Origin of the sequence: Pseudomonas sp. JAI120, from assembly GCF_014207255.1 — a bacterium.
GTDB lineage: Bacteria > Pseudomonadota > Gammaproteobacteria > Pseudomonadales > Pseudomonadaceae > Aquipseudomonas.
Map to the genome: position 1 here is coordinate 2,082,447 of NZ_JACHCZ010000001.1, position 19,705 is coordinate 2,102,151.

General features: G+C 61.1%; 20 protein-coding genes. 5 read left to right on the plus strand and 15 right to left on the minus strand.

What is annotated here, in order from left to right; translation table 11 throughout:
- The first annotated feature begins 165 nt into the window (after nt 1-165).
- The gene (locus tag HDC32_RS09815) at nt 166-1,830 is read left to right on the plus strand and encodes an electron transfer flavoprotein-ubiquinone oxidoreductase (protein WP_131699731.1); all 1,665 of its coding nucleotides are present in this window, start codon (nt 166-168) and stop codon (nt 1,828-1,830) included.
- Between the two features lie 70 nt (nt 1,831-1,900).
- On the opposite strand, the gene HDC32_RS09820 is transcribed toward HDC32_RS09815, so the two are convergent.
- Entirely contained in the window at nt 1,901-2,794 is an 894-nt protein-coding gene (locus HDC32_RS09820; RefSeq protein WP_131699732.1) for an AraC family transcriptional regulator, read from the minus strand.
- Between the two features lie 184 nt (nt 2,795-2,978).
- On the opposite strand from HDC32_RS09820, the gene HDC32_RS09825 reads away from it, so the two are divergent.
- Entirely contained in the window at nt 2,979-4,031 is a 1,053-nt protein-coding gene (locus HDC32_RS09825) for an NAD(P)-dependent alcohol dehydrogenase (protein WP_184743714.1), read from the plus strand.
- On the opposite strand, the gene HDC32_RS09830 is transcribed toward HDC32_RS09825, so the two are convergent.
- From HDC32_RS09830 to HDC32_RS09855, 6 genes are all read right to left on the minus strand, one after another.
- A complete protein-coding gene (locus HDC32_RS09830) occupies nt 4,032-4,835 on the minus strand; it encodes an IclR family transcriptional regulator (protein ID WP_145337045.1) in 804 nt (267 codons plus the stop codon).
- A gap of 87 nt (nt 4,836-4,922) precedes the next feature.
- Nucleotides 4,923-5,888 (minus strand): L-arabinose ABC transporter permease AraH, encoded by a 966-nt coding sequence (gene araH / locus HDC32_RS09835; RefSeq protein WP_090400399.1) that lies wholly within the window; start codon nt 5,886-5,888, stop codon nt 4,923-4,925.
- A 19-nt stretch (nt 5,889-5,907) separates the two neighbouring features.
- Nucleotides 5,908-7,407, minus strand: coding sequence for an L-arabinose ABC transporter ATP-binding protein AraG (gene araG / locus HDC32_RS09840; protein ID WP_184743717.1), 1,500 nt, complete (start codon nt 7,405-7,407; stop codon nt 5,908-5,910).
- Nucleotides 7,404-8,390 carry a substrate-binding domain-containing protein gene (locus tag HDC32_RS09845; RefSeq protein WP_167656075.1) on the minus strand — a complete coding sequence of 329 codons (987 nt, stop codon included), beginning with the start codon at nt 8,388-8,390 and terminating at the stop codon, nt 7,404-7,406. Before HDC32_RS09845 ends, araG begins: the two co-directional genes overlap by 4 nt.
- Before the next feature lie 37 nt (nt 8,391-8,427).
- Nucleotides 8,428-9,249 (minus strand): SDR family oxidoreductase, encoded by an 822-nt coding sequence (locus HDC32_RS09850; RefSeq protein ID WP_131697746.1) that lies wholly within the window; start codon nt 9,247-9,249, stop codon nt 8,428-8,430.
- A 238-nt stretch (nt 9,250-9,487) separates the two neighbouring features.
- Nucleotides 9,488-9,967 carry a GNAT family N-acetyltransferase gene (locus HDC32_RS09855; RefSeq protein ID WP_027607824.1) on the minus strand — a complete coding sequence of 160 codons (480 nt, stop codon included), beginning with the start codon at nt 9,965-9,967 and terminating at the stop codon, nt 9,488-9,490.
- A gap of 187 nt (nt 9,968-10,154) precedes the next feature.
- On the opposite strand from HDC32_RS09855, the gene HDC32_RS09860 reads away from it, so the two are divergent.
- The 3 genes from HDC32_RS09860 to HDC32_RS09870 all read left to right on the plus strand — a co-directional run bounded on the left by HDC32_RS09860 (nt 10,155) and on the right by HDC32_RS09870 (nt 12,087).
- Entirely contained in the window at nt 10,155-11,351 is a 1,197-nt protein-coding gene (locus HDC32_RS09860; protein WP_145338691.1) for an MFS transporter, read from the plus strand.
- An 85-nt stretch (nt 11,352-11,436) separates the two neighbouring features.
- Complete coding sequence (locus HDC32_RS09865; protein ID WP_131697748.1) at nt 11,437-11,769, plus strand: hypothetical protein; 333 nt, start codon at nt 11,437-11,439, stop codon at nt 11,767-11,769.
- Nucleotides 11,770-11,820: 51 nt separating this feature from the next.
- Entirely contained in the window at nt 11,821-12,087 is a 267-nt protein-coding gene (locus tag HDC32_RS09870) for a hypothetical protein (RefSeq protein WP_053140178.1), read from the plus strand.
- Nucleotides 12,088-12,146: 59 nt separating this feature from the next.
- On the opposite strand, the gene HDC32_RS09875 is transcribed toward HDC32_RS09870, so the two are convergent.
- The 8 genes from HDC32_RS09875 to HDC32_RS09910 form a co-directional block, all read right to left on the minus strand.
- Nucleotides 12,147-13,064 (minus strand): PfkB family carbohydrate kinase, encoded by a 918-nt coding sequence (locus HDC32_RS09875; RefSeq protein ID WP_184743720.1) that lies wholly within the window; start codon nt 13,062-13,064, stop codon nt 12,147-12,149.
- Nucleotides 13,057-14,523: a cytosine permease gene (locus HDC32_RS09880; protein WP_184743723.1), complete on the minus strand. Its 1,467-nt coding sequence runs from the start codon at nt 14,521-14,523 to the stop codon at nt 13,057-13,059. Before HDC32_RS09880 ends, HDC32_RS09875 begins: the two co-directional genes overlap by 8 nt.
- A 77-nt stretch (nt 14,524-14,600) precedes the next feature.
- Nucleotides 14,601-15,602 carry an ADP-ribosylglycohydrolase family protein gene (locus HDC32_RS09885; protein ID WP_131697751.1) on the minus strand — a complete coding sequence of 334 codons (1,002 nt, stop codon included), beginning with the start codon at nt 15,600-15,602 and terminating at the stop codon, nt 14,601-14,603.
- Nucleotides 15,599-16,312: a GntR family transcriptional regulator gene (locus HDC32_RS09890; protein ID WP_131697752.1), complete on the minus strand. Its 714-nt coding sequence runs from the start codon at nt 16,310-16,312 to the stop codon at nt 15,599-15,601. Before HDC32_RS09890 ends, HDC32_RS09885 begins: the two co-directional genes overlap by 4 nt.
- 71 nt (nt 16,313-16,383) lie before the next feature.
- Entirely contained in the window at nt 16,384-16,944 is a 561-nt protein-coding gene (locus tag HDC32_RS09895; RefSeq protein WP_131697753.1) for a DUF1285 domain-containing protein, read from the minus strand.
- 16 nt (nt 16,945-16,960) lie between these two features.
- Nucleotides 16,961-17,566 carry a DUF4823 domain-containing protein gene (locus HDC32_RS09900; RefSeq protein WP_027607816.1) on the minus strand — a complete coding sequence of 202 codons (606 nt, stop codon included), beginning with the start codon at nt 17,564-17,566 and terminating at the stop codon, nt 16,961-16,963.
- Between the two features lie 145 nt (nt 17,567-17,711).
- Nucleotides 17,712-18,680: a GTP 3',8-cyclase MoaA gene (locus HDC32_RS09905; protein ID WP_131697754.1), complete on the minus strand. Its 969-nt coding sequence runs from the start codon at nt 18,678-18,680 to the stop codon at nt 17,712-17,714.
- 114 nt (nt 18,681-18,794) lie between these two features.
- The gene (locus HDC32_RS09910; RefSeq protein WP_027607814.1) at nt 18,795-19,463 is read right to left on the minus strand and encodes a TetR/AcrR family transcriptional regulator; all 669 of its coding nucleotides are present in this window, start codon (nt 19,461-19,463) and stop codon (nt 18,795-18,797) included.
- Nucleotides 19,464-19,705 lie beyond the last annotated feature (242 nt).

The following is a 19,705-nucleotide window of genomic DNA, read 5'->3' on the forward strand; positions in this document are numbered from 1 at the left end:
AAACAAACGTTTGTATTGGACGCTGACAGTGGTCTATATATAATGCGCCACCTAGAGAGACAGGTGGGTCATCCCCTGCCGTTGCGCACGGCGATGACGGACACGACACCGAACCTCCACCCATTAGAAAAAAAAGCCTGTTGAGCCTTGAGTAGGAGATAGCCTGTGGAACGCGAATACATGGAATTCGACGTGGTCATCGTCGGCGCTGGCCCGGCGGGCCTGTCTGCCGCCTGCCGACTGAAGCAGAAGGCCGCCGAAGCCGGTAAGGAAATCAGCGTCTGCGTGGTCGAGAAAGGCTCCGAAGTGGGCGCACACATCCTTTCCGGTGCCGTGTTTGAACCACGTGCCCTGAACGAACTGTTCCCGGACTGGAAGGAACTCGGCGCCCCGCTCAACACCCCCGTGGTGCGCGATGACATCTATGTGCTGCGCAGCAGCGAGACCTCCACCAAGGTGCCTGACTTCTTTGTGCCCAAGACCATGCACAACGAAGGCAACTACATCATCTCCCTCGGTAACCTGTGCCGCTGGCTGGCCCAGCAGGCCGAGAACCTGGGCGTGGAAGTCTACCCGGGCTTCGCCGCCCAGGAAGCACTGTTCGATGAAAACGGCGTGGTGCGCGGGATCATCACCGGCGACCTCGGCGTTGACCGTGAAGGCCAGCCCAAAGAAGGCGTCTACACCCCGGGCATGGAACTGCGTGGCAAGTACACGCTGTTCGCCGAAGGCTGCCGTGGGCATATCGGCAAGCAGTTGATCCAGCGTTTCAACCTGGACAGCGACGCCGACGCCCAGCACTACGGCATCGGCCTCAAGGAAATCTGGGAAATCGACCCGGCCAAGCATCAACCAGGCCTGGTGGTGCACACCGCCGGTTGGCCGCTGGACATCATGAGCAACGAGAACACCGGTGGCTCGTTCCTCTATCACCTGGAAAACAACCAGGTGGTCGTCGGCCTGATCGTCGACCTGTCCTACAGCAACACCTTCCTGTCGCCGTTCGATGAGTTCCAGCGCCTCAAGCACCACCCGGTGCTGGCCCAGTACCTGGAAGGCGGCAAGCGCATCAGCTACGGCGCGCGCGCCCTGGCCAAGGGTGGCATCAACTCGTTGCCGAAGATGGTCTTCAAGGGCGGCGCGCTCATCGGCTGCGACCTGGGCACCATGAACGTGGCCAAGATCAAGGGCAGCCACACCGCGATGAAGTCCGGCATGCTCGCTGCCGATGCCGTGGCCGAGCGCCTGTTTGCCGACTCCGAAGGCGGCGATGAGCTGACCAACTACGTCGACAGCTTCAAAGCCAGCTGGCTCTACGAAGAACTGTTCGCCAGCCGCAACTTCGGCCCGGCGATGCACAAATTCGGCCCGATCATCGGCGCCGGCTTCAACTGGTTCGACCAGAATATCCTCGGCGGCAAGATGCCGTTCACCCTGCACGATACCAAGCCGGACTACGCCTGCCTGAAGCTGGCCAAAGACAGCCAGAAAATCGACTACCCGAAACCCGACGGCAAGTTGAGCTTCGACAAGTTGAGCTCGGTGTTCATCTCCGGTACCAACCACGAAGAAGAGCAGCCGTGCCACTTGAAGTTGAAAGACCCAAGCATCCCGATCGGCACCAACCTGCCGCTCTACGATGAACCGGCGCAGCGCTACTGCCCGGCCGGCGTGTATGAAGTGATCACCAAGGAAGACGGCGAGAAGCGCTTCCAGATCAACGCCCAGAACTGCGTGCACTGCAAGACCTGTGACATCAAGGACCCCTCGCAGAACATCACGTGGGTCACACCGGAAGGTGCGGGCGGGCCGACTTACCCGAATATGTAACGCAAACGAGGCTCCCAAATGGGAGCCTTTTTTATGGCCCACAGCTGGATTGTGCTTTTGCCTGAAATGACTATGCAGCCCGCTCTTCGCCAGGGTTGCGCTCGAAGTAGCGCTTGTACTCGCGACTGAACTGCGACGTACTCTGGTACCCCACGCTGTGCGCCGCCTGCGCGACGCCCATGCCTTCCACCAGCAGCAACTGCTGAGCCTTGAGCAAGCGCAAACGCTTTAAGTACTGCACCGGCGACAACAATGTGCAGCGTTTGAAATGCTCGTGAAACGTCGACGCACTCATATGCGCATACCCCGCCAACGTCTCGATATTCAGCGGCTCGGCGTAATGGGCATGCAGGTGGTTCAACGACGTGGCGATTCGCGAGAACTGCCCTTGCTGTTCCACCAACGCACGCAGCACATCGGCCTGGGGCCCGCGCAAGGCGGTGAACAACAATTCGCGCACCCGCGCCGGGCCCATGATCCGGCTTTCCAGTGGATCGTGCAGGCACTGCAGCAGCCGCTCGACGCAGCCGCGCATGGTGTCATCCAGGACCACCGAACTCATTGACTCCAGGGTTTGCGCGGTCGGCGGCGGCCCGGCCTGCATGCCCATGGCGATCACCAATTCACCCAGCACCACGCGGTCAATGCCCACAGTCACCCCCAGCAGCGGCGCACCGGGCGCCATGGCGAATGTCTCGCACTCGAACGGCACCGGCATCGCCTGGATCAGGTAGTGCCCGGCGCCATACTCCAGCGTACGCGGGCCCAGGTAGGCGACCTTGCTGCCTTGGGCCACGAACATCAGGCTCGGCTCGTAGATCTGCGGGCCGCGCGCTACGTCGCAACTGGCACGCAGTACTTGCACGCCCGGCAGGTGGGTCGGGGAGAAACCGTCGCGGGACGTCAGCCCCTCGATCAGGGAAACCAGCGTGGCGTTGGCATCAAGATGGCGGGTCAACAGCATGGCAAAAAACTTCGCGAAAAAGGGATGAGAGCATCATCGCAGGTCTGGCGACCAATGAATCCAAAACAAGGGGCACTGCCGGACGAATAGGCATGAGACTCGGAGCAATCACCATGGCCGTTTCAGGGGGTGGTGGGGAGAATGGCCCGCCTCATCTGTCAGTGCTTTTGCGAGGTTTTTTTCCATGTATACCGCCATCGGTTATGCCGCCCAGTCGGCCACCACTCCCCTCGCCCCCATGTCGTTTGAACGCCGCAGCCCGCGCGCCGATGACGTGGCCATCGAGATTCTCTACTGCGGCGTGTGCCACTCCGACATCCACCAGGCCCGTAACGAATGGGGCATCGCCGTGTACCCGCTGATGCCGGGCCACGAGATCGTCGGCAAGGTCACTGCCGTCGGTGCCAGCGTGACCGCGCATAAAGTCGGCGACCTCGTCGGCGTCGGCTGCATGGTCGATTCGTGCCGCCATTGCGAAGCGTGCAAATCGGATCTGGAGCAATATTGCCTCGAAGGCCCGACCATGACCTACGCCACACCGGACCGCGTCGATGGCAGCAACACCATGGGCGGCTACTCCGACAGTATCGTGGTCAGGGAGCACTTTGTGGTGAAGATCCCGGCCAAGCTCGACCTGGCCAGCGCTGCGCCGATCCTGTGCGCGGGCATCACCACCTATTCGCCGCTCAAGCACTACGGCGTCAAGGCTGGCGACAAAGTCGGGATTCTCGGCATGGGTGGCCTGGGCCATATGGGCATCAAGTTCGCCAAGGCCATGGGCGCGGAAGTGACACTGTTCACCCGCTCGGCGAGCAAGGCTGAAGAAGGCCGCCGCCAGGGTGCCGACCATGTGATCGTGTCCACCGATGCCGAACAGATGAAAGCCGCCGCCGGCAGCTTCGACTTCCTGCTCGACACCATCCCGGTGCAGCACGACCTGAACCCCTACCTCGACGTGCTGCGCTTTGATGGCGTGCACATCCTGGTTGGCCTGATCGAGCCCGTGGACCCACCGGTCAACGCCGCCAAGCTGGTATTGGGGCGTAAAGTGCTCGCCGGTTCCTTGATCGGCGGTATTGCCGAAACCCAGGAAGTCCTGGATTTCTGTGCCGAACATGGCATCACCTGCGACATCGAAATGCTCGACATCCGCCAGATCAACGAGGCCTACACCCGCATGATCGCCGGTGATGTGAAGTACCGCTTTGTCATCGACATGGCAACCTTGAAGGTCTGATCAGACTTTCGCGCCCAACTCCGCTGACAGCCGCGCTGCGACCTGTTTGATCACTGGGATCAGCTCGGCCATTTTCTCCAGCGGCATGTAGGGCACGGTACTGGCGATGCTGATGCCGGCGACGATTCGTCGGCTGGCATCGCGCACCGGTGCCGCTACGCAACGGATCGATGGTTCGTTGTCTTCCAGGTCGAACGCATAACCCCCCACCACATACTCACGCATGCGCTGCTCGAACTGCGCCCAGGACTGTTCTGGATGCTGCGGCCATTGCAGGTTTTTCCCACCCGCCGGCAGGCTGGTCTCGTACAAGCGCTGCCACTCTTGCACCGAGTCATCCAGCAGCATCGCCTTGCCCACGCCCGTGCGTGCCAACGGCATGCGATGGCCGACCCGCGAACGCATTTCCGGGCCGTTGCGGCCAGGGTTCTTGTGCAGGTAAAGCACGTCGTCGTATTCGCGAATGGCCAGGTGAATGGTGTCGCCGGTCAATGCCGACAACTCATCCAGGTACGGCACCGCCAGGGTCACCAACGGCAGCTCTTCGCGCGCCTGAAACCCCAGCTCGATCAACTTCGGCCCCAACAGGTAACCGACTTGCGGTACCACGCGCAGGTAACGCTCTTCCACCAGACAACTGGCCAGGCGGTGCGTGGTGCTGCGGGTGGTGCCGATGCGCTTGGCGATCTCTTTCAGATCCCGCGCACCGGCCGCCACGGCCTGCACGACGCCCAGGCCACGCAGCAGGGTCTGGGTGCCGGTGGGGGCTGCGTCTTTGACGGGGGTGTGGGCGTTTTCCTGCATATCGGGCCTATAGGTATGAAAGCGGGGGCATTATGGCAAATACCGTCCCTCAATACAGTGGAGATCCAAAGGTGGGTGGTGTTCGGTTTAGCGCTGCTTCATACGGTCGATGATGACTGCCAGCAACAGGATCGAACCGCGAATCACGTACTGGTAGAAGGTGTCGATGTTCTTCAGGTTCATCGCGTTCTCGATGATCGCCAGGATCAGCACACCTGCAATCACGTGGCGGATCATACCGATGCCGCCGCTCAGCGACACCCCGCCCAGCACGCAGGCAGAAATCACCGTCAGCTCGAACCCCTGGCCGATCATCGGCTGGCCCGAGGTCATGCGCGAGGCGAGGATCACACCGGCCAAGGCACCGATCAAACCGTGCACGGCAAAGATGATGATCTTGGTGCGATCAACGTTCACCCCGGCGAGCAACGCGGCTTCCTGGTTTCCCCCGATCGCCATGGTGTTGCGCCCATAAGTGGTGTAGTTGAGCAGCCAGCCGAAGAACACAAAGCACAGCACGGTGATGATGATCGGAACCGGCACGCCCAACAGTTGGCCGTTGCCGAACACAAAGAAATCCTCGTTCATCACCCCCACCGCTTTGCCGTTGGAGAAGATGTAGGCCAGGCCGCGTACGATCTGCATGGTCGCCAACGTCGCGATCAACGCATTGATACGCAGTTTGGCGATGACAATGCCGTTGATCAGCCCGACGACCAGGCCCATGGCCAATGCGGCCGAGACACCCAGCACCACACTGTCGGTGTCGCGAATCACGATCCCCGCCACCACACCGGCGCAGGCGATGACCGAGCCCACCGACAAGTCGAAGTGCCCCGACGCCAGGCAGAACAGCATGGTGCAGGCGGCGATGCCCACGGTGGAAATCGCCAGGCCCAGGCCGCGCATGTTCAACGGCGAGAGGAAGTTGTCGATAAACAGTGCGCTGAGCACAAAGATGCCCAATGCCGCCAACAGCATCACCCAGTCATCGAGAAACTTGCGCTGGTTGAAACCCGGCCAGAAGCCCTTTGCAGTTTTTACCTGAGACATGCCTACACCCTCTTATTCTTCAAGCCCGCGAACGCGGGAGTGCCAGTTGCAGCAGGCGTGCTTCATCCGCTTGATCGCGGCTCAGTTCGCCGGTCAGCGCGCCTTCGCTCATCACCAGGATGCGATCGGAGATGCCCATCACTTCCATCAGGTCGCTGGACACCACGATCACTGCAATGCCGCTGGCGGCCAGGTTATGAATGATCTGGTAGATCTCCGACTTGGCGCCGATGTCGATGCCGCGAGTCGGTTCGTCGAGCAGCAGGACTTTCATCGGCATCGACAGCCAGCGGCCAAGAATGGCTTTCTGCTGGTTGCCGCCGGACAGGTACATGATTTTCTGTTCAGCGTTAGGCGTTTTGACTTTCATCGCCTTGATCTGCTGGTCGGCATTGCCCTTTTCCCAACCGTCGCGCAACAGCCAGCCAAAGGACGCATGCGCGCCACGGGCACTGATATTGATGTTCTCCGCGACGCTTGCGAGCGGGAGGATGCCTTCCTTCTTGCGGTCCTCGGGACACAGCAGCACACCAGCGGCGATGGCATCACGCGGTGAGCGCAGTGTCAGTGCTTCACCGCAGAGTTCCAGGCTGCCGGCACTGGCGCGCTCCAAACCGCTGAGCAAACGGAACAACTCCGTGCGCCCTGCCCCCACCAAACCGAACAGGCCAAGGATTTCGCCTTTGCGCACCTCAAAACTGATCGGTTCACGCAAACCCGGGCCCAACAAACCGTCAACCTTGAGCGCCACCTCGCCGTGCTCGCGCGGGCGGTAGTCGTAGATGTCCTGGATGTCGCGACCGACCATGCAGGTCACCAGCTGGTCGTGGGTCAACGCACTCATGTCGTCAAAGGTACGCACGTAGCGGCCGTCCTTGAACACCGTGACCGCGTTGCAGATGCGGAACACCTCTTCCATGCGGTGCGAGACGTAGAGCACCACTTTGCCCTCGTCCCGCAGGCGCGTGATGATCGCCATCAGCCGGTCGATCTCCCGCGCCGACAGGCTGCTGGTCGGTTCGTCGAAGGCGATCACATGGGCGCCACGGGACAGCGCCTTGGCGATTTCCACCAGTTGGCGCTGGCCCAGGGACAGGCGGCCGAGTTTTTCCTCGGGGTCGATTTCATCCGCCAGGCCCTTGAGACAAGCCAGGGCCTGCTTGCGCAGCAGGCTCCGGTTGACCACGCCGAAGCGCGATGGCAAATGCCCGAGGAACAGGTTTTCGGCGACGGTCATTTCCGGCACCAAGTGCAGCTCCTGGTGAATCACCGCCACGCCGCTGGCGATGCTGTCGGCGGCGCATTTGAACGCCATGGTCTGCGCGCCGATCTGCACGCTGCCGCTGCTGGGGATATAGGCACCGCCCAATATCTTCAGCAGCGTCGACTTGCCCGCACCGTTCTCGCCCATCAGGGCGTGCACCTGCCCCGGGTGGGCGGTGAAGCTGATGCCGTCCAGCGCCTTGACCCCGGGAAAGGTCTTGCCGATCCCCTCGAAACTCAGGGCCGCAGCGGTCATTTCCACAGCCCGATCTTGGTCAGTTCTTCCTGGAAGTTGGCGCGGGTGATCAGGGTCACTTCATCCATGGCCGTGTATTTAGGCGGCTCAGTGCCCTTGGTGACCCACTCGTACATCATCAGCGCAGTGTTGTAGCCCTCGATGTGCGGGCTTGGCAGCATCGAGCCGAAGAAGCCGCTGTTGGCTTTCTTCAATTCGCCGATGGCGTCGGTGCCATTGATGCCGATACCGATCACATTGGCCGCCGCGAAACCGGCGCTTTCGGTGGCGCGCACGCCGCCGAGCACGGTGTTGTCGTTCATGCCGCCGATGATCAGGTTTTTCGCGCCGCTGGGCAGCTTGACCAGGGCCGAGTTGGTGGCGTCCATGCTGCCGGGAACGTCGAGGGTCTTCAGCGCGGCGGTGAGGATATGGTCCTTGGGAATGCCGGCTTCTTCCAGGGATTTGATCGAGCCGTCGGTGCGTTTCTTGCCGGTGTCGAGCTCATTGAAGGTGTTGATCACCGCGTAGGTGTCCTTCCAGTCCCAACCGCGTTTTTTCGCTTCGGCAGCCATGGCCGCGCCTTGCTTCTGGCCCACTTCAAACGCGGCCATGCCCAGGTACGGCACGTCCTCCATGAAGTTGCCCTTGGCGTCGACAAAGCGGTCATCCACGGCAATCACTTTCAAGCCGTTGGCCTTGGCCTTGGCGACGATGGCCGGGCCCAGGGACACATCCGGCGGGCAAATCACAAAGCCCTTGGCGCCGTTGGCGGCCAGGCTGTCGATGGCCGAGAGGGTTTTCTCGCCATCGGGCACGGCGATCTTGATCACGGTAAAGCCATGTTCCTTGCCGGCTTTTTCGGCAAAGGCCCATTCGGTCTGGAACCACGGTTCCTCGGCCTGTTTGACCAGGAAGCCGATTTTCACTTCCTCGGCAAATGCGAAAGTACTGAGGCCGCTGAGCACGGCGGCAGCTGCCAGTACGCGTATTCCTTTTTTCATGAACGGCACCTCTTGTTGTTATTGGGAGTGGCAAGTTCTAGTCGTGGTACATCACAGACCGCCCGCCATCGATCATCAGGCAGGTGGCATTGATAAAGGGCGCCTCGTCGGTTGCCAGGAACAGCGCCGTCATCGCCACCTCGATGGGCTGGCCGATGCGCTTGGGCGGGTGCAGGTCGAACGCGCGCTGGCGCTCGGCGTGGGGGTCAGGGAAACCGTTCCAGTAGTCGACGTTGAGCTGGGTTTCGATATAGCCCGGGGCGATGGCATTCACGCGGATACCCTTGGGCGCGTATTCGATACCCAGGGCGCGGGTAAGGCCGAGTAGGCCGTGCTTGGCCACGGGGTAAGGGAAGCAGCCAGGAATGATGTGGCTGGAATGGGTGGAAGCGATGTTGATGATGTTGCCGATGCCCTGCTCGATCATGTGCGGCAGCACCGTGCGGCAGCCGTACCAGGCGCCGTCGAGGTCGATGGCGAAGCAACGACGCCAGTCTTCGTCGCTCATCTCCAACGGGTCGCGGAACACGTTGACCCCGGCGCAGTTGACCAGTACATCCACCCGGCCGAAGCGCTCAATGGCCACATTGACCAGCGCCAGCCATTGCTCTTTGGAGGTGATATCGACCGATTGCGCGTAGATCTCGGCGCCGCGTTCGCGCCAGTGGGCGGCGACTTTCTCGACCTTTTCGCCCTGTATATCAGCGATCACCAGGCGTGCCTGCTGGGCCTGGAAACACGCGACGATCGCCTCACCAATGCCCTGAGCGGCGCCGGTGATGATCACCACCTTGTTCTTCAGCCGCTCGCCGTAGGTTGGCTCGGGCACGGCGGGTAATGACAACGGTTGAGCCTGCATCGCTTCACCTGTTTTATTTTTGGCAGTGAGTGCTGATGCAGAGGACTATAAACCCATCATTTGAAATATCTCAATATATAAATTTGAATCCCACATAGTGAGAAAAATCAAAAAATAATGTGAGAGGGGGCTTGCTCCCGATAGCGGTACGTCAGCTACAGAAAGGCTGACTGATTCACCGCTATCGGGAGCAAGCCCCCTCCCACATTTGATCTACAGTGCTTTCAAAACGGTGGCCTCAGCCAAGGGCGAAGTCTCGCAGCGCATCACCTTCCATGCGATAGCGCACCCACTCCTCCTGCGGCTGGGCGCCGATGGATTTGTAGAAGGCAATCGCCGGCTCGTTCCAGTCCAGCACGCTCCATTCGAAGCGCGCGCAACCGTTATCAAAGGCAATCTTCGCCAAGTGGCGCAACAACTTCTTGCCCGCCCCGCCGCCACGTTGTTCCGGGTTGATGTACAGGTCTTCGAGGTACAGGCAGTTGCTGCCCAGCCACGTGGAATAGCTGAAAAAGAACACCGCAAAACCAATCGGCAAGCCATCCCGCGAGCAGATCAGGCCATGGGCGGTGGCGCCCTCGCTGAACAGGCTGCGCTGGATGTCCACCACGCTGGCGATCACTTCATGCCGGGCTTTTTCGTACTCGGCCAACTCAGTGATGAAAGTCAGGATTTGCGCAGCATCGCTGGGCACGGCGGGGCGAATCTCGATGGTCATGGGCGAGCCTTGGGCAATGTCAAAGCACACATATTAAGGCGCTTTGATGACTGGTTGCAGTGCAATTTCGTGGGTTGCCACGTTACTCCGGCCAGCAGTAATGCAAGGACCAGCAACCACAGAACAAACCTAATCAGCGTACATGTTAAACAAGGGACCATAAATCCAACCACCTCCAGGCGGCCCCATGCACTCCAAGTCCCCGGTGAGCACCCAGCTGTTTGCCCTGTTCTGCCTTGCCAGCTTCCTGCTGTCGCTGTCCTACGGCTCGACCTTTCTGTTGTCATTGCTGATTCATGCACGCGGTGGCAACGAACACGACGCCGGCAGCGTGATCTGCGCCGCGATGCTCAGCACTTTTGTCGCGGTGCTGCTTTCCGGTCATTTGGCCGATGCGTTGGGGGCGGCGCGGGCCGTTGCGGGGATGGGTGTATTGCTGGTGGTGGCGTGCCTGGGTTTTGCGTTGATGCCGGGATTTGGCGAGGGCCTGATGCTGTTCGGGTTGTCCCTGGGGCTTGGCTGGGGCGTGTTCTATACCTTGGGCCCGATCATCGTGGCCATGCTGGTAGAGCCCCGGCAACGGGCCAAATATTTTGCGTTGCTGTCGGGCAGCATGATGAGCGGCATCGGTGCGGGGCCTTTGCTGGGACGCGCCGCCAATGCGCTGGACCTGCCCCTGACCAGCGCCTTCTACATCGCCGCGCTGGCCAGCCTGGTCGGGGTGCTGGTGTTCTGGCAATTGGGCACGGCGCTCAAGCGCCACGCAATGGCGCCGGTGTCGAAAATATCCTGGGGAGCGTGTTGCCGCGTGCTGTCTTCACGGGCCGTGTTTGCGATTGTCATGGTGGGCCTCGGAGGGTGCGTGTTTGGTGGTTTGTCTTCGTTCCAGACCAGCTACGCAGCGGCCCACGGCCTGGATTATTCGCTGTTCTTCACAGGGTTCGTGAGTGCGGCCATTTCCAGTCGCCTGCTGATAGCCGGCTACGTGGTCAAGCGTGATGCCTATGTGAGCGCCTGTGTGCTCTCCGGCGTGATGCTGGGGTCGATCCTGCTGTTTGCCTTTGGGGTCAGCGGCAACGCCAGCTACCTGTTGGCGGCCGTGACCTTGGGCGTCGGTTATGGCCTGACGTATTCGGTGATCAACGGGCTGGTGGCCAACGAGGCACCCGCCGGCACTACGTCCCAGGCACTGCTGTTGTTTAGCCTGGCGTATTTTGTCGGGGTATTCGGCTTTCCGTGGCTGGCGGGCTGGATCATCGTCGATTTCGGCCTCCCGGCGCTGATGCTCAGTGTGCTGGCCGTGGCCTTGGGCAATTGGTTGATCAGCCTGGCGCGCCTGGCTTGGCGCCAAGCAGCGTCACATAAAATCTTACAGGTGGGTTGATACCGTTCGTCGTCCTCAAGGCACGATCCGCAAACGGCGGCTGACCAATAAAGGGTAAGGACATTAATCCTAGGGAGAAACCCTCATGAAGCATTCCACGTTTGCTGCCCTCGCCCTCTCGGGTCTGTTGTCTGCCGCGTCGCTGAGCGCCTTTGCTGCCAGCTCGTCCACCGGACCGACCGATCCAACACCTGACGCCACCACTGAGTCCCAGAAATCCATGGGTACCGGCCTCGACACCAATGGCGGTGCGATTATCCAACCCGGTGCTGACCCTCGTACCCAGGGCAATGACACCCAACGCCAGGCACCGCCTGCCGTCGGCAACGGCAAAATGGGCCCGGCGATCAATCAACCCAATATCAACAAGGGCGACGACTCGAACGTCCCTGGCGCGCCGAAACAGCCTGCACCTTGATCCATCGATAGCAACACCGACACCCGACCATTTCCCTGTGAAGAGGTACGCATGAACGTCGATAGAAACCTTGAGAAAGAAGTCCTCACCCGCCTGCTGCACGCCCATCCGCAAGGCTTGGGCAAGGAAGTGCTGGACAACTACCGTGGCGAAAAAGAGGTTGCCAGTGTATTGGCATTTCTGCAGGACCGCGGGCTCATCAAGGATGGGCATGTGACCACCGACGATGCCGGTGAGTACTCACTGAATTTGCCGATCAAGTTGACAGCGTCGGGTGTGGACGAGGCGCGCAAGCTCGAAGGTGAGACACGCCAGTAGCACTCGTGCAAAACCAGATGTGGGAGTGGGCTTGCTCGCTCCCACATTTTTGCCCGCGTTTATTCTGTAAGTAATGCGTCGACTTCGGCGGCGCCTGGGGAAGTTGCCGGCCCCCAACGTGTCACCGCCAGAGCTGCCGCGGCGTTCGCCCGCTGTGCTGCCGCGGCAGGTTTCAAACCACCCGCCAATCCCGCAATAAACACCCCTGCATGTGCATCCCCCGCGCCATTGCTGTCCACCGCCTGCACCTTGAAGCCGGGTACATGCTCGATCTGACCTGCACGTCCCACCCAGCAGCCATTGGGGCCGTCGCGCACCACCAGCAGCGCCTCGACGGGTAGGTGCTGGCTGAGCGCCGGCAACGCAGCTGCAATGTCTGCCGTGCCAGTGAACGCCAAGGCTTCAGGACCATTGCTGGTCCAGATATCGATACGTGGCAACAGCGCACGCATCAGGGGCGAATCCGGTGCCTTGACCAACGGGCCCGGGTCGAACACCACCGCGATTTCCCGGGGCAATGCCAGCAGCCAGTCGATCAGTGGCTGGGCCTTACCCTCCAGGAGCAGGCTGTAGCCACTGACATACACATAGTCATCCGGATGCGGCACAACATGGGCCAGGTCCTCGGCACTCAGTTCACCCTCGGCGCCGATATGGGAAATAAAGGTGCGCTCGGTAGTGGCCTCGGTCAGGGACACGCACAAACCGGTGTCCTTTCCGCTGCTGGCCGCGAGGGCCATTTCAATGCCCTCGGCCTGCATCGCCGCACGGGCCAGGTCGCCGAAGCGGCCATTGCCATGACGGCCCAGATAGACCACCGGCAAGCCATTGCGCCGCGCCGCCGCCATCACATTGAAGCCCCCGCCGGCTTCGAAGCTGGCGGACTTGGCCAGCACGTCGCCGCCGGTCGCGGGCAAGGTGTCGAGGGCCATGACCAGATCGACGATGACCTGACCGGTGTGCAGCAATCTAGACATTGGGGCTCTCTACTAACGCCGGACGACGGTCGGCCGCGCCGCCCAGTAGCGCATAAATCCCACCGGCAACCAGGAAGGTGACGATCCAGCCCAGGCCATTGTGGCCAAGCCAGGAGTCGGACAACGGCCCGGCGAACCAGATGTTCTCGGCGGTGGTGCCGATGGTGGTGAAGCTGAAACCCAGCACGATGGCCACGGCCCAGGCGCCGAATGCACGCCATTCCACACCGCCGCGATACCAGTAGGCGCTGCTTGGGCTCACGTCCAGCAGGTCCTTGGGGCTGTAGTAATGACGATGGATCAGGTCGACCACGAAGATCCCGACCCACGCGGTGATCGGCACCGCCAGCAACGAGATGAAGGTGATGAACGGGCCGTAGAAACTGTCGGCGATCAGCATGAAATAAATGGAGCCTGCGAAGATCGCCACGATGTCGACGATCACCGCATGCACGCGCTTAACCTTCAGGCCGAGGGTCAAGGTGGTCAGGCCGGCCGAATACACCGACAGGTTATTCGACAGCAACAGCCCGCCAAACGCGGTGATCAGGTACGGCACCGCCATCCAGGTCGGCAGCATGTCGCGGATCGCAATGATCGGGTCAGTGGCCGAGGCCAGGTCGTTGTTGCCCACCGACAGCAAGCCGCCGAGGGTGATCAGCAGCACCAGCGGAATGCCCGCACCAAATGCCGCCGACGCCACCAGGCGCACGGCTGTGACGCTGCGGTGCTGGTAGCGCGACATGTCGGCACCGGCGTTGGCCCAGCCGATACCGGTACCGGCGGCCATGGTGCCAACGCCGATGATCATCGCGCTCAGGGGAGCCGGGGTGGCATTGAACACCGCGCTCCAGTCGATGGTGGCGCAGAGGAAACCGCCCACCAGGATATTCAACGCGCCGAACACGTAGGTGGCCCACTTCTGGATCACCAGCAAGGTGGCGTGGCCCAGGCCCGAAACGGCCAACGTCAGCAACACAAAAATGCCGATGAATATCAGGGTAAGGACCGGTGCGCTTTTCGCCTCGACCGCAGAGCCGAACAGAATCGAACACAACGACAGCAACACGAAGGCAGCCGTGGTGGTGTTGACGGTTTCCCAGCCCAGGCGCGACATCAACGACACCAGCGTCGGGCCGATATTGCCGCGCACGCCGAAGATGGCGCGGGACAAGGTCAGGCTGGGCGCACGACCGCGACGGCCGGCGATGGAGATGATGCCCACCACGGCGAAAGAGCCGGCGGCGCCGAGGATCGCGACGATAACTGCCTGCCAGATGGCCAGGCCGCGAAACGCCACAAGGGTCGCGCCGAGGGGCAGGCCGAGGATGCTGATATTGGCGGCGAACCACACCCAGAACAGTTGCAGCGGATGGCCGTTGCACTCGCCTTCAGGGACCGGTTCAATACCGCGGGTTTCCAATTGCCCGGCACTTTGGCCGGAAGAAGTACTGCTCATGAGACGTGCTCCTGGTGCCTGTATTTTTGTGGTTGTGGCAGATATGCAAGTTGAATCGGTATCCCGGTCTTCCTGACTCAGCGCAATTCGAGCAAGCCTTGAACCAGCGGCTGCAGATCCAGGCCATTGACCTGCTTGACCTGTTCGATCATCGATTCGGGCCAGCACTGCAGGCCGAGGCAGGCACCGAGCATCGCGCCGAGCATCGCGGCAATCGTGTCGGTATCGCCGCCCAGGCTCGCGGCCAGGCACAGGGCTTCGAACGCGTTCATGGCCCCCACCGCCACTTGCTGGGCGAGGGCAAATGACACCACCACCGACTCCTGGGAGGCGACGGAGGTGCCGATCAATTCATACAGCAGGTCGGCGAACAGGGCTTTGTCGCCGCTGCCGACGCTCAGGGTGCGTGCCCAACTGATGCGGGTGGAGATGCGCCCGCCGGCAATCCAATGGCCATGGCCTTCCGCCTGTTGAGCCACCTGGGTGCCGATATTCAAGGCTTCACCCAAGTCCACACCGTTGATGCCCGCGGACACCACCGCCGCCACTGCCGCTGCGCTGGAAATGCCCAGGGTGGTGTTGTGGGTGACCTGGCAGGCCTGGATCACCGCCTGGATAAATCGCGCCGGGTCGCTGACATTGGCGGCGATCCCCACGGGAGTGATGCGCATGGCGGCGCCATTGGTGGTGCCGTAGCGCCCGGACTCTTCCGGGGTATGGCCGTTGAGGATCATGTCGATTGCACGCTTGGTGGAGGGGCCGAGCAAATCCTGGGAGCCCTTGGCGCGCATCACCGCTTCCCAATCGATCAGGCGCCGGGCAAGCACGGTGGGGTCGATCTTGCCTTGGCCCTCGACCAGCAGCTCACCCACCAGGATCGCTTGCTCGGTGTCATCGGTGATGGAGCCCGCCGGCATATTGGGCGCGATGGGTTGGTCGGCGTCGGCATCTTCCAGGCCGGTAATGGCACCGAAACGCTGTTGCACTTGCTCACGGCTCAGGGATTGGGTGGGCATGCCCAGGGCATCGCCCAACGCCAGACCGTAGAAAGCGCCGAGGGCGCGGCTATTCGGGGTCATTTCGAAGATCCAAACTGCAGGTGCAGGCGAAAGTGCAGAGGGTCGAGCAGGCTTTCGACGTACTCCATGAAGCGCTCGCGGCGATCGTAGGTGGTGCGCGAGGCCTTGAGAAACACCGTGCCCACCGGGCGGCCAAGCAACTCGGCGTCTTCATCGCCAAGGGGCTCGGCGCCGATCCATTGGTCACCTTCGGCACCGACGTAACCGTAGGCTGCCAGGGTGATGGTCAGGGAATTGTCGATCAGGCCAACGCGGGGCAGGCCTTCCAGGCCACCGGACGCGGGCATCAACGAGCGCTCAAGGGAAACGGCGGTGCCATCAGTCGTCCGGCGGCGGCGGTCGAGGGCGATAAATTGGTCGGTGCCGAACCGACTGAACAGATCGGGGCGCGTCGTCGCTTCCAGGCGCAGAATATCGGTGGTCACCAGAGCCCCGGTGTCCGCCAGGGCCTGGGCCCAACCGCTGGTTTGATCGAGCGCGATGCCATCAAATGTGACGATGGAGCCCACGCCGCTCTGGGTCGCGATGTAATTGCGCCTTTTGAGTTCGGCGAGGGCTTCACGCAGCGTGCCCCGGCTGACCGCAAACTCTTCAGCCAGTTGATGCTCGCCCGGCAACAGGAAACCGTCGGCCATCACCCCACCCTCGATACGGCGGATGAGTTCGTCGACGACGCGTTTTTTCTTATCAAAGCGGACATGTCTAATCATGTACAAATTGATAACCGAAAGCGGCCATTTGCAGCAAGGGAATTATTTCAGGGAGATGAAAAAAATCGGGCTCAGGGTTCCAGGCCAATGCGGAAAAATTCGCCGCCGCTCCATACGCCAAGCCAGGTCTGACCGTTGATCGGACGGCTCACTGCCAACTCCACCAATTGGTAGAACACATTGCGATGCACCAGGGCTTCAAGGTTGGTACGCACGCGCAGATAGGGGGACGGCTCTTGGGTGACAGGGTCGATCACCACCCGCAGTGGATGCTCAATATCGGCTTCGATCTGTTCGTCGACGTTGGTGGTGAAGCGCAACACCTGGCTTTCGCCCTGCCCTTCGACGTCGAGAGTAACCGCGACAAAGGGCGCATCATCGACGGTGATACCGACTTTTTCCACGGGAGTGATCAGGAAGTAATCATCGCCGTCGCGGCGGATAATAGTGGAGAACAACTTAACCATCGGCTTACGCCCGATCGGCGTGCCCTGATAAAACCAGGTGCCGTCACGGGCGATCCGCATGTCGATATTGCCGCAGAAATCCGGGTTCCACAGATGCACCGGCGCCGGTCCCTTGCCCTTGGGCAACTGTGCCAACAGATCGTTGGCCTTGGCGGAATCGGTCATGGTGTTCTCCTTGGTGTTACTGATCGCCCATGCCCAGCAGGCCTCGGGCGTACTGCGCCAAGGGGCGGGCAATCAGATCTTCTGGCTTGTTGTCGTGGAACGTCAGTAAACCGCCACGACTGCGAATACGTGCAGTATCAATCAAATACTGGGTGCTGGTCTCGATCAACATGATCTGGATCACCCCGTTGTCCAGGCCAAGCCGGTCCAGCGCCTCTTGATCAGCCCATTCGTCGGCGTTGCCGATACGGTCATCGGCCTTGGCGAAGCGGCAGTACAGCAGGTAGTGGGCACCCGCCGCACGGGCTTCGGCCATCGCCTGCTCGAGGCCTTCCGGCTGACGAGCGCGACGCACCATGGGGAAGTATTCGACGAAACCGTTGAAGGCTTCCTCGGCCACCACGTTCGGCCGCGGGTAGGCGCTGCCGGGCGGTACGAAGGCGCCCTGGGCAATAAAGACAAAGGAATCCGGCTGTATGCGCACCGAGGCGGTACGACGAGTATCGCTGTGGTCCAGCAGCCCGGCGTCGCTCATCTGATAACGGGTGCCTTCGGCCATATCGCTGACGGTCATGCAACCACTCAGCGTCAACGACGCCAGCAACAAAACCAGACTACGCATCCTAATCCTCCAGAAGCCGGTGACGGAAAACCGGCGAATGGCCACGAGATGCAGAATCCGCGCCATTTGGAAACAACGCAGAACTAAATGTGGGAGGGGGTTTGCCGCCTCCCACATTGGGTGATGTGTAATCTTGGGGATAGGGTCAGCCGCCGATGATCTTCATGACCGTCGCGCCGCCGGAGAAGGCCACTTCCTGTTTGTCGCCCAGGGCCTTCATCAGCAGGCCTTGCAGGGCCGGCAGCGCCTGGTGGCGGGGCTTGTCCAACAGGTCGCCGACGTAGTGACGGTTGCTCGACGACAGGCAGCCATGCAGCCAGCCGGTCGACGACAACCGCAGCCGTGAACAGGTACGGCAGAACGGCACGCTTTCGTTGGCGATCACGCCAAAGAAGCCTTTGCCCGGCACTTCGTAGCGCACCGCCGTGGCATCCACGGGAGCGTTGGCTTGCAGGTATTCGTAATGTTCGCCGATCAGGCTGAGCAGTTGTTGCAGGCTGACGAACTGCTGCAGGAATGCATTGGAGTCCTTGGCCAGGTGGCCCATGCGCATCAACTCGATAAAACGCAGCTCGTAACCACGCTCCAGGCAGTAGTCGAGCAGCGGCATCACCTGGTCGAGGTTCTGGCCGCGCAACGGCACCATGTTGACCTTGATCTTGATCCCGGCGGCGCGGGCCTGGTCCATACCATCGAGCACGGTGGCCAGGTCGCCGCCACGGGCGATGCTGCGAAAGGCATCGGCATCCAGGGTGTCAAGGGAGACGTTGATACGGCGGATGCCGGCATCCACCAGCAGCGGCAGTTTGCGCGCCAGCAACTGGCCGTTGGTGGTCAGGCTGATATCGCTGAGGCCCATGCCGCCCACTGCGCCCATGAAGGCTTCCAGCTTGGGGCTGACCAGCGGTTCGCCGCCGGTGATGCGCAAGCGGTCGATACCCGCCGCTTCGATCAGGTAGGCCACGCCACGGGCCATGGCCTCCGCCGAGAGTTCGTCCTGGGCAGCCACCAGCCGCTTGCCGTTCGGCACGCAGTAGGTACACGCGTAATTGCAGGCTGAGGTCAGGCTGATCCGCAAATTGCGAAAACGCCTGCCTTGACGATCAACGATCATGGATCACTCCGGCAGAGGAAGATTCGGGCGCACTGAAAACTGACTGATAAATCAGCTTTTAGCAAGATCCTTGCCTGAGTATATTCCTGGGTTACTGCGCCTGGCAGTAAATCGTTACGTGGCTGGGGTTTCGACGGGGGCCGCTTCAACCAGTGCTGGCTCGCTGCTGTGTTTACGCTTGTTGCCCATGCGCACACCGATGTCCATCAGGAACTGGAAGAAGCCTTCCTGATCTTCCAGCACATTGCTCCAGAACGGCGAGTGGTACAGCGCCACGGCGCCGTGCACCAAGGCCCATGCAGCGCAGTAGTGGAAGTACGGTGGTACGTCTTCAAGCTTGCCTTCGCTGATGCGCCCCTTGATCAGCAGGGTCAGGCGTTCGAAGTTCGAGGCGCGGATCTTGTGCAGCTCCTCGACCATCTCCGGCACTTGATGGCCCTTGACCACCTTCTCTTCCAGGCGGTCAAACAGACGGTAGCGCTGTGGGTCGCGCATACGGAACTCGAAGTAGGCACGGGACAGCGCTTCCTTGTCCTTGTCGACATCGGCCGAATGCAGCAGCTCGTTCAAGTCGCGCTCATAGTCGAGCATCAGGCGCAGGTAGATCTCGGCCTTCGACTTGAAGTGTTTGTAGATCGTGCCTTTGCCGATACCCACGGCATCCGCGATCATCTCGACGGTGACGCTGTCTTCGCCTTGTTCGAGGAACAACTTGAGTGCGGTGTCGAGAATTTCCTGCTCACGGCGGCGAAACTCACGGACCTTACGGGGTTCTTTGTGCATGAGGAAGAGGTCTGCAAAGGTCGGAATAGGGAGGGTTGCGCAGGGCCACAAATACATGGCGATACGATTTACCCAGTGCGAGGGATTATCCCGACTGAACGGTCGTTGGGCAACGTCTATGTGAACCCGCCCTGCACTTTACTTTCAGAGCGCCAACGATTTCATGCCTATCAGTCAGAAATAAAACGCAACAACTGCGCCCGTGCACCCGCCCAATGAGAACTCAAGCGAAGCGCATGTAT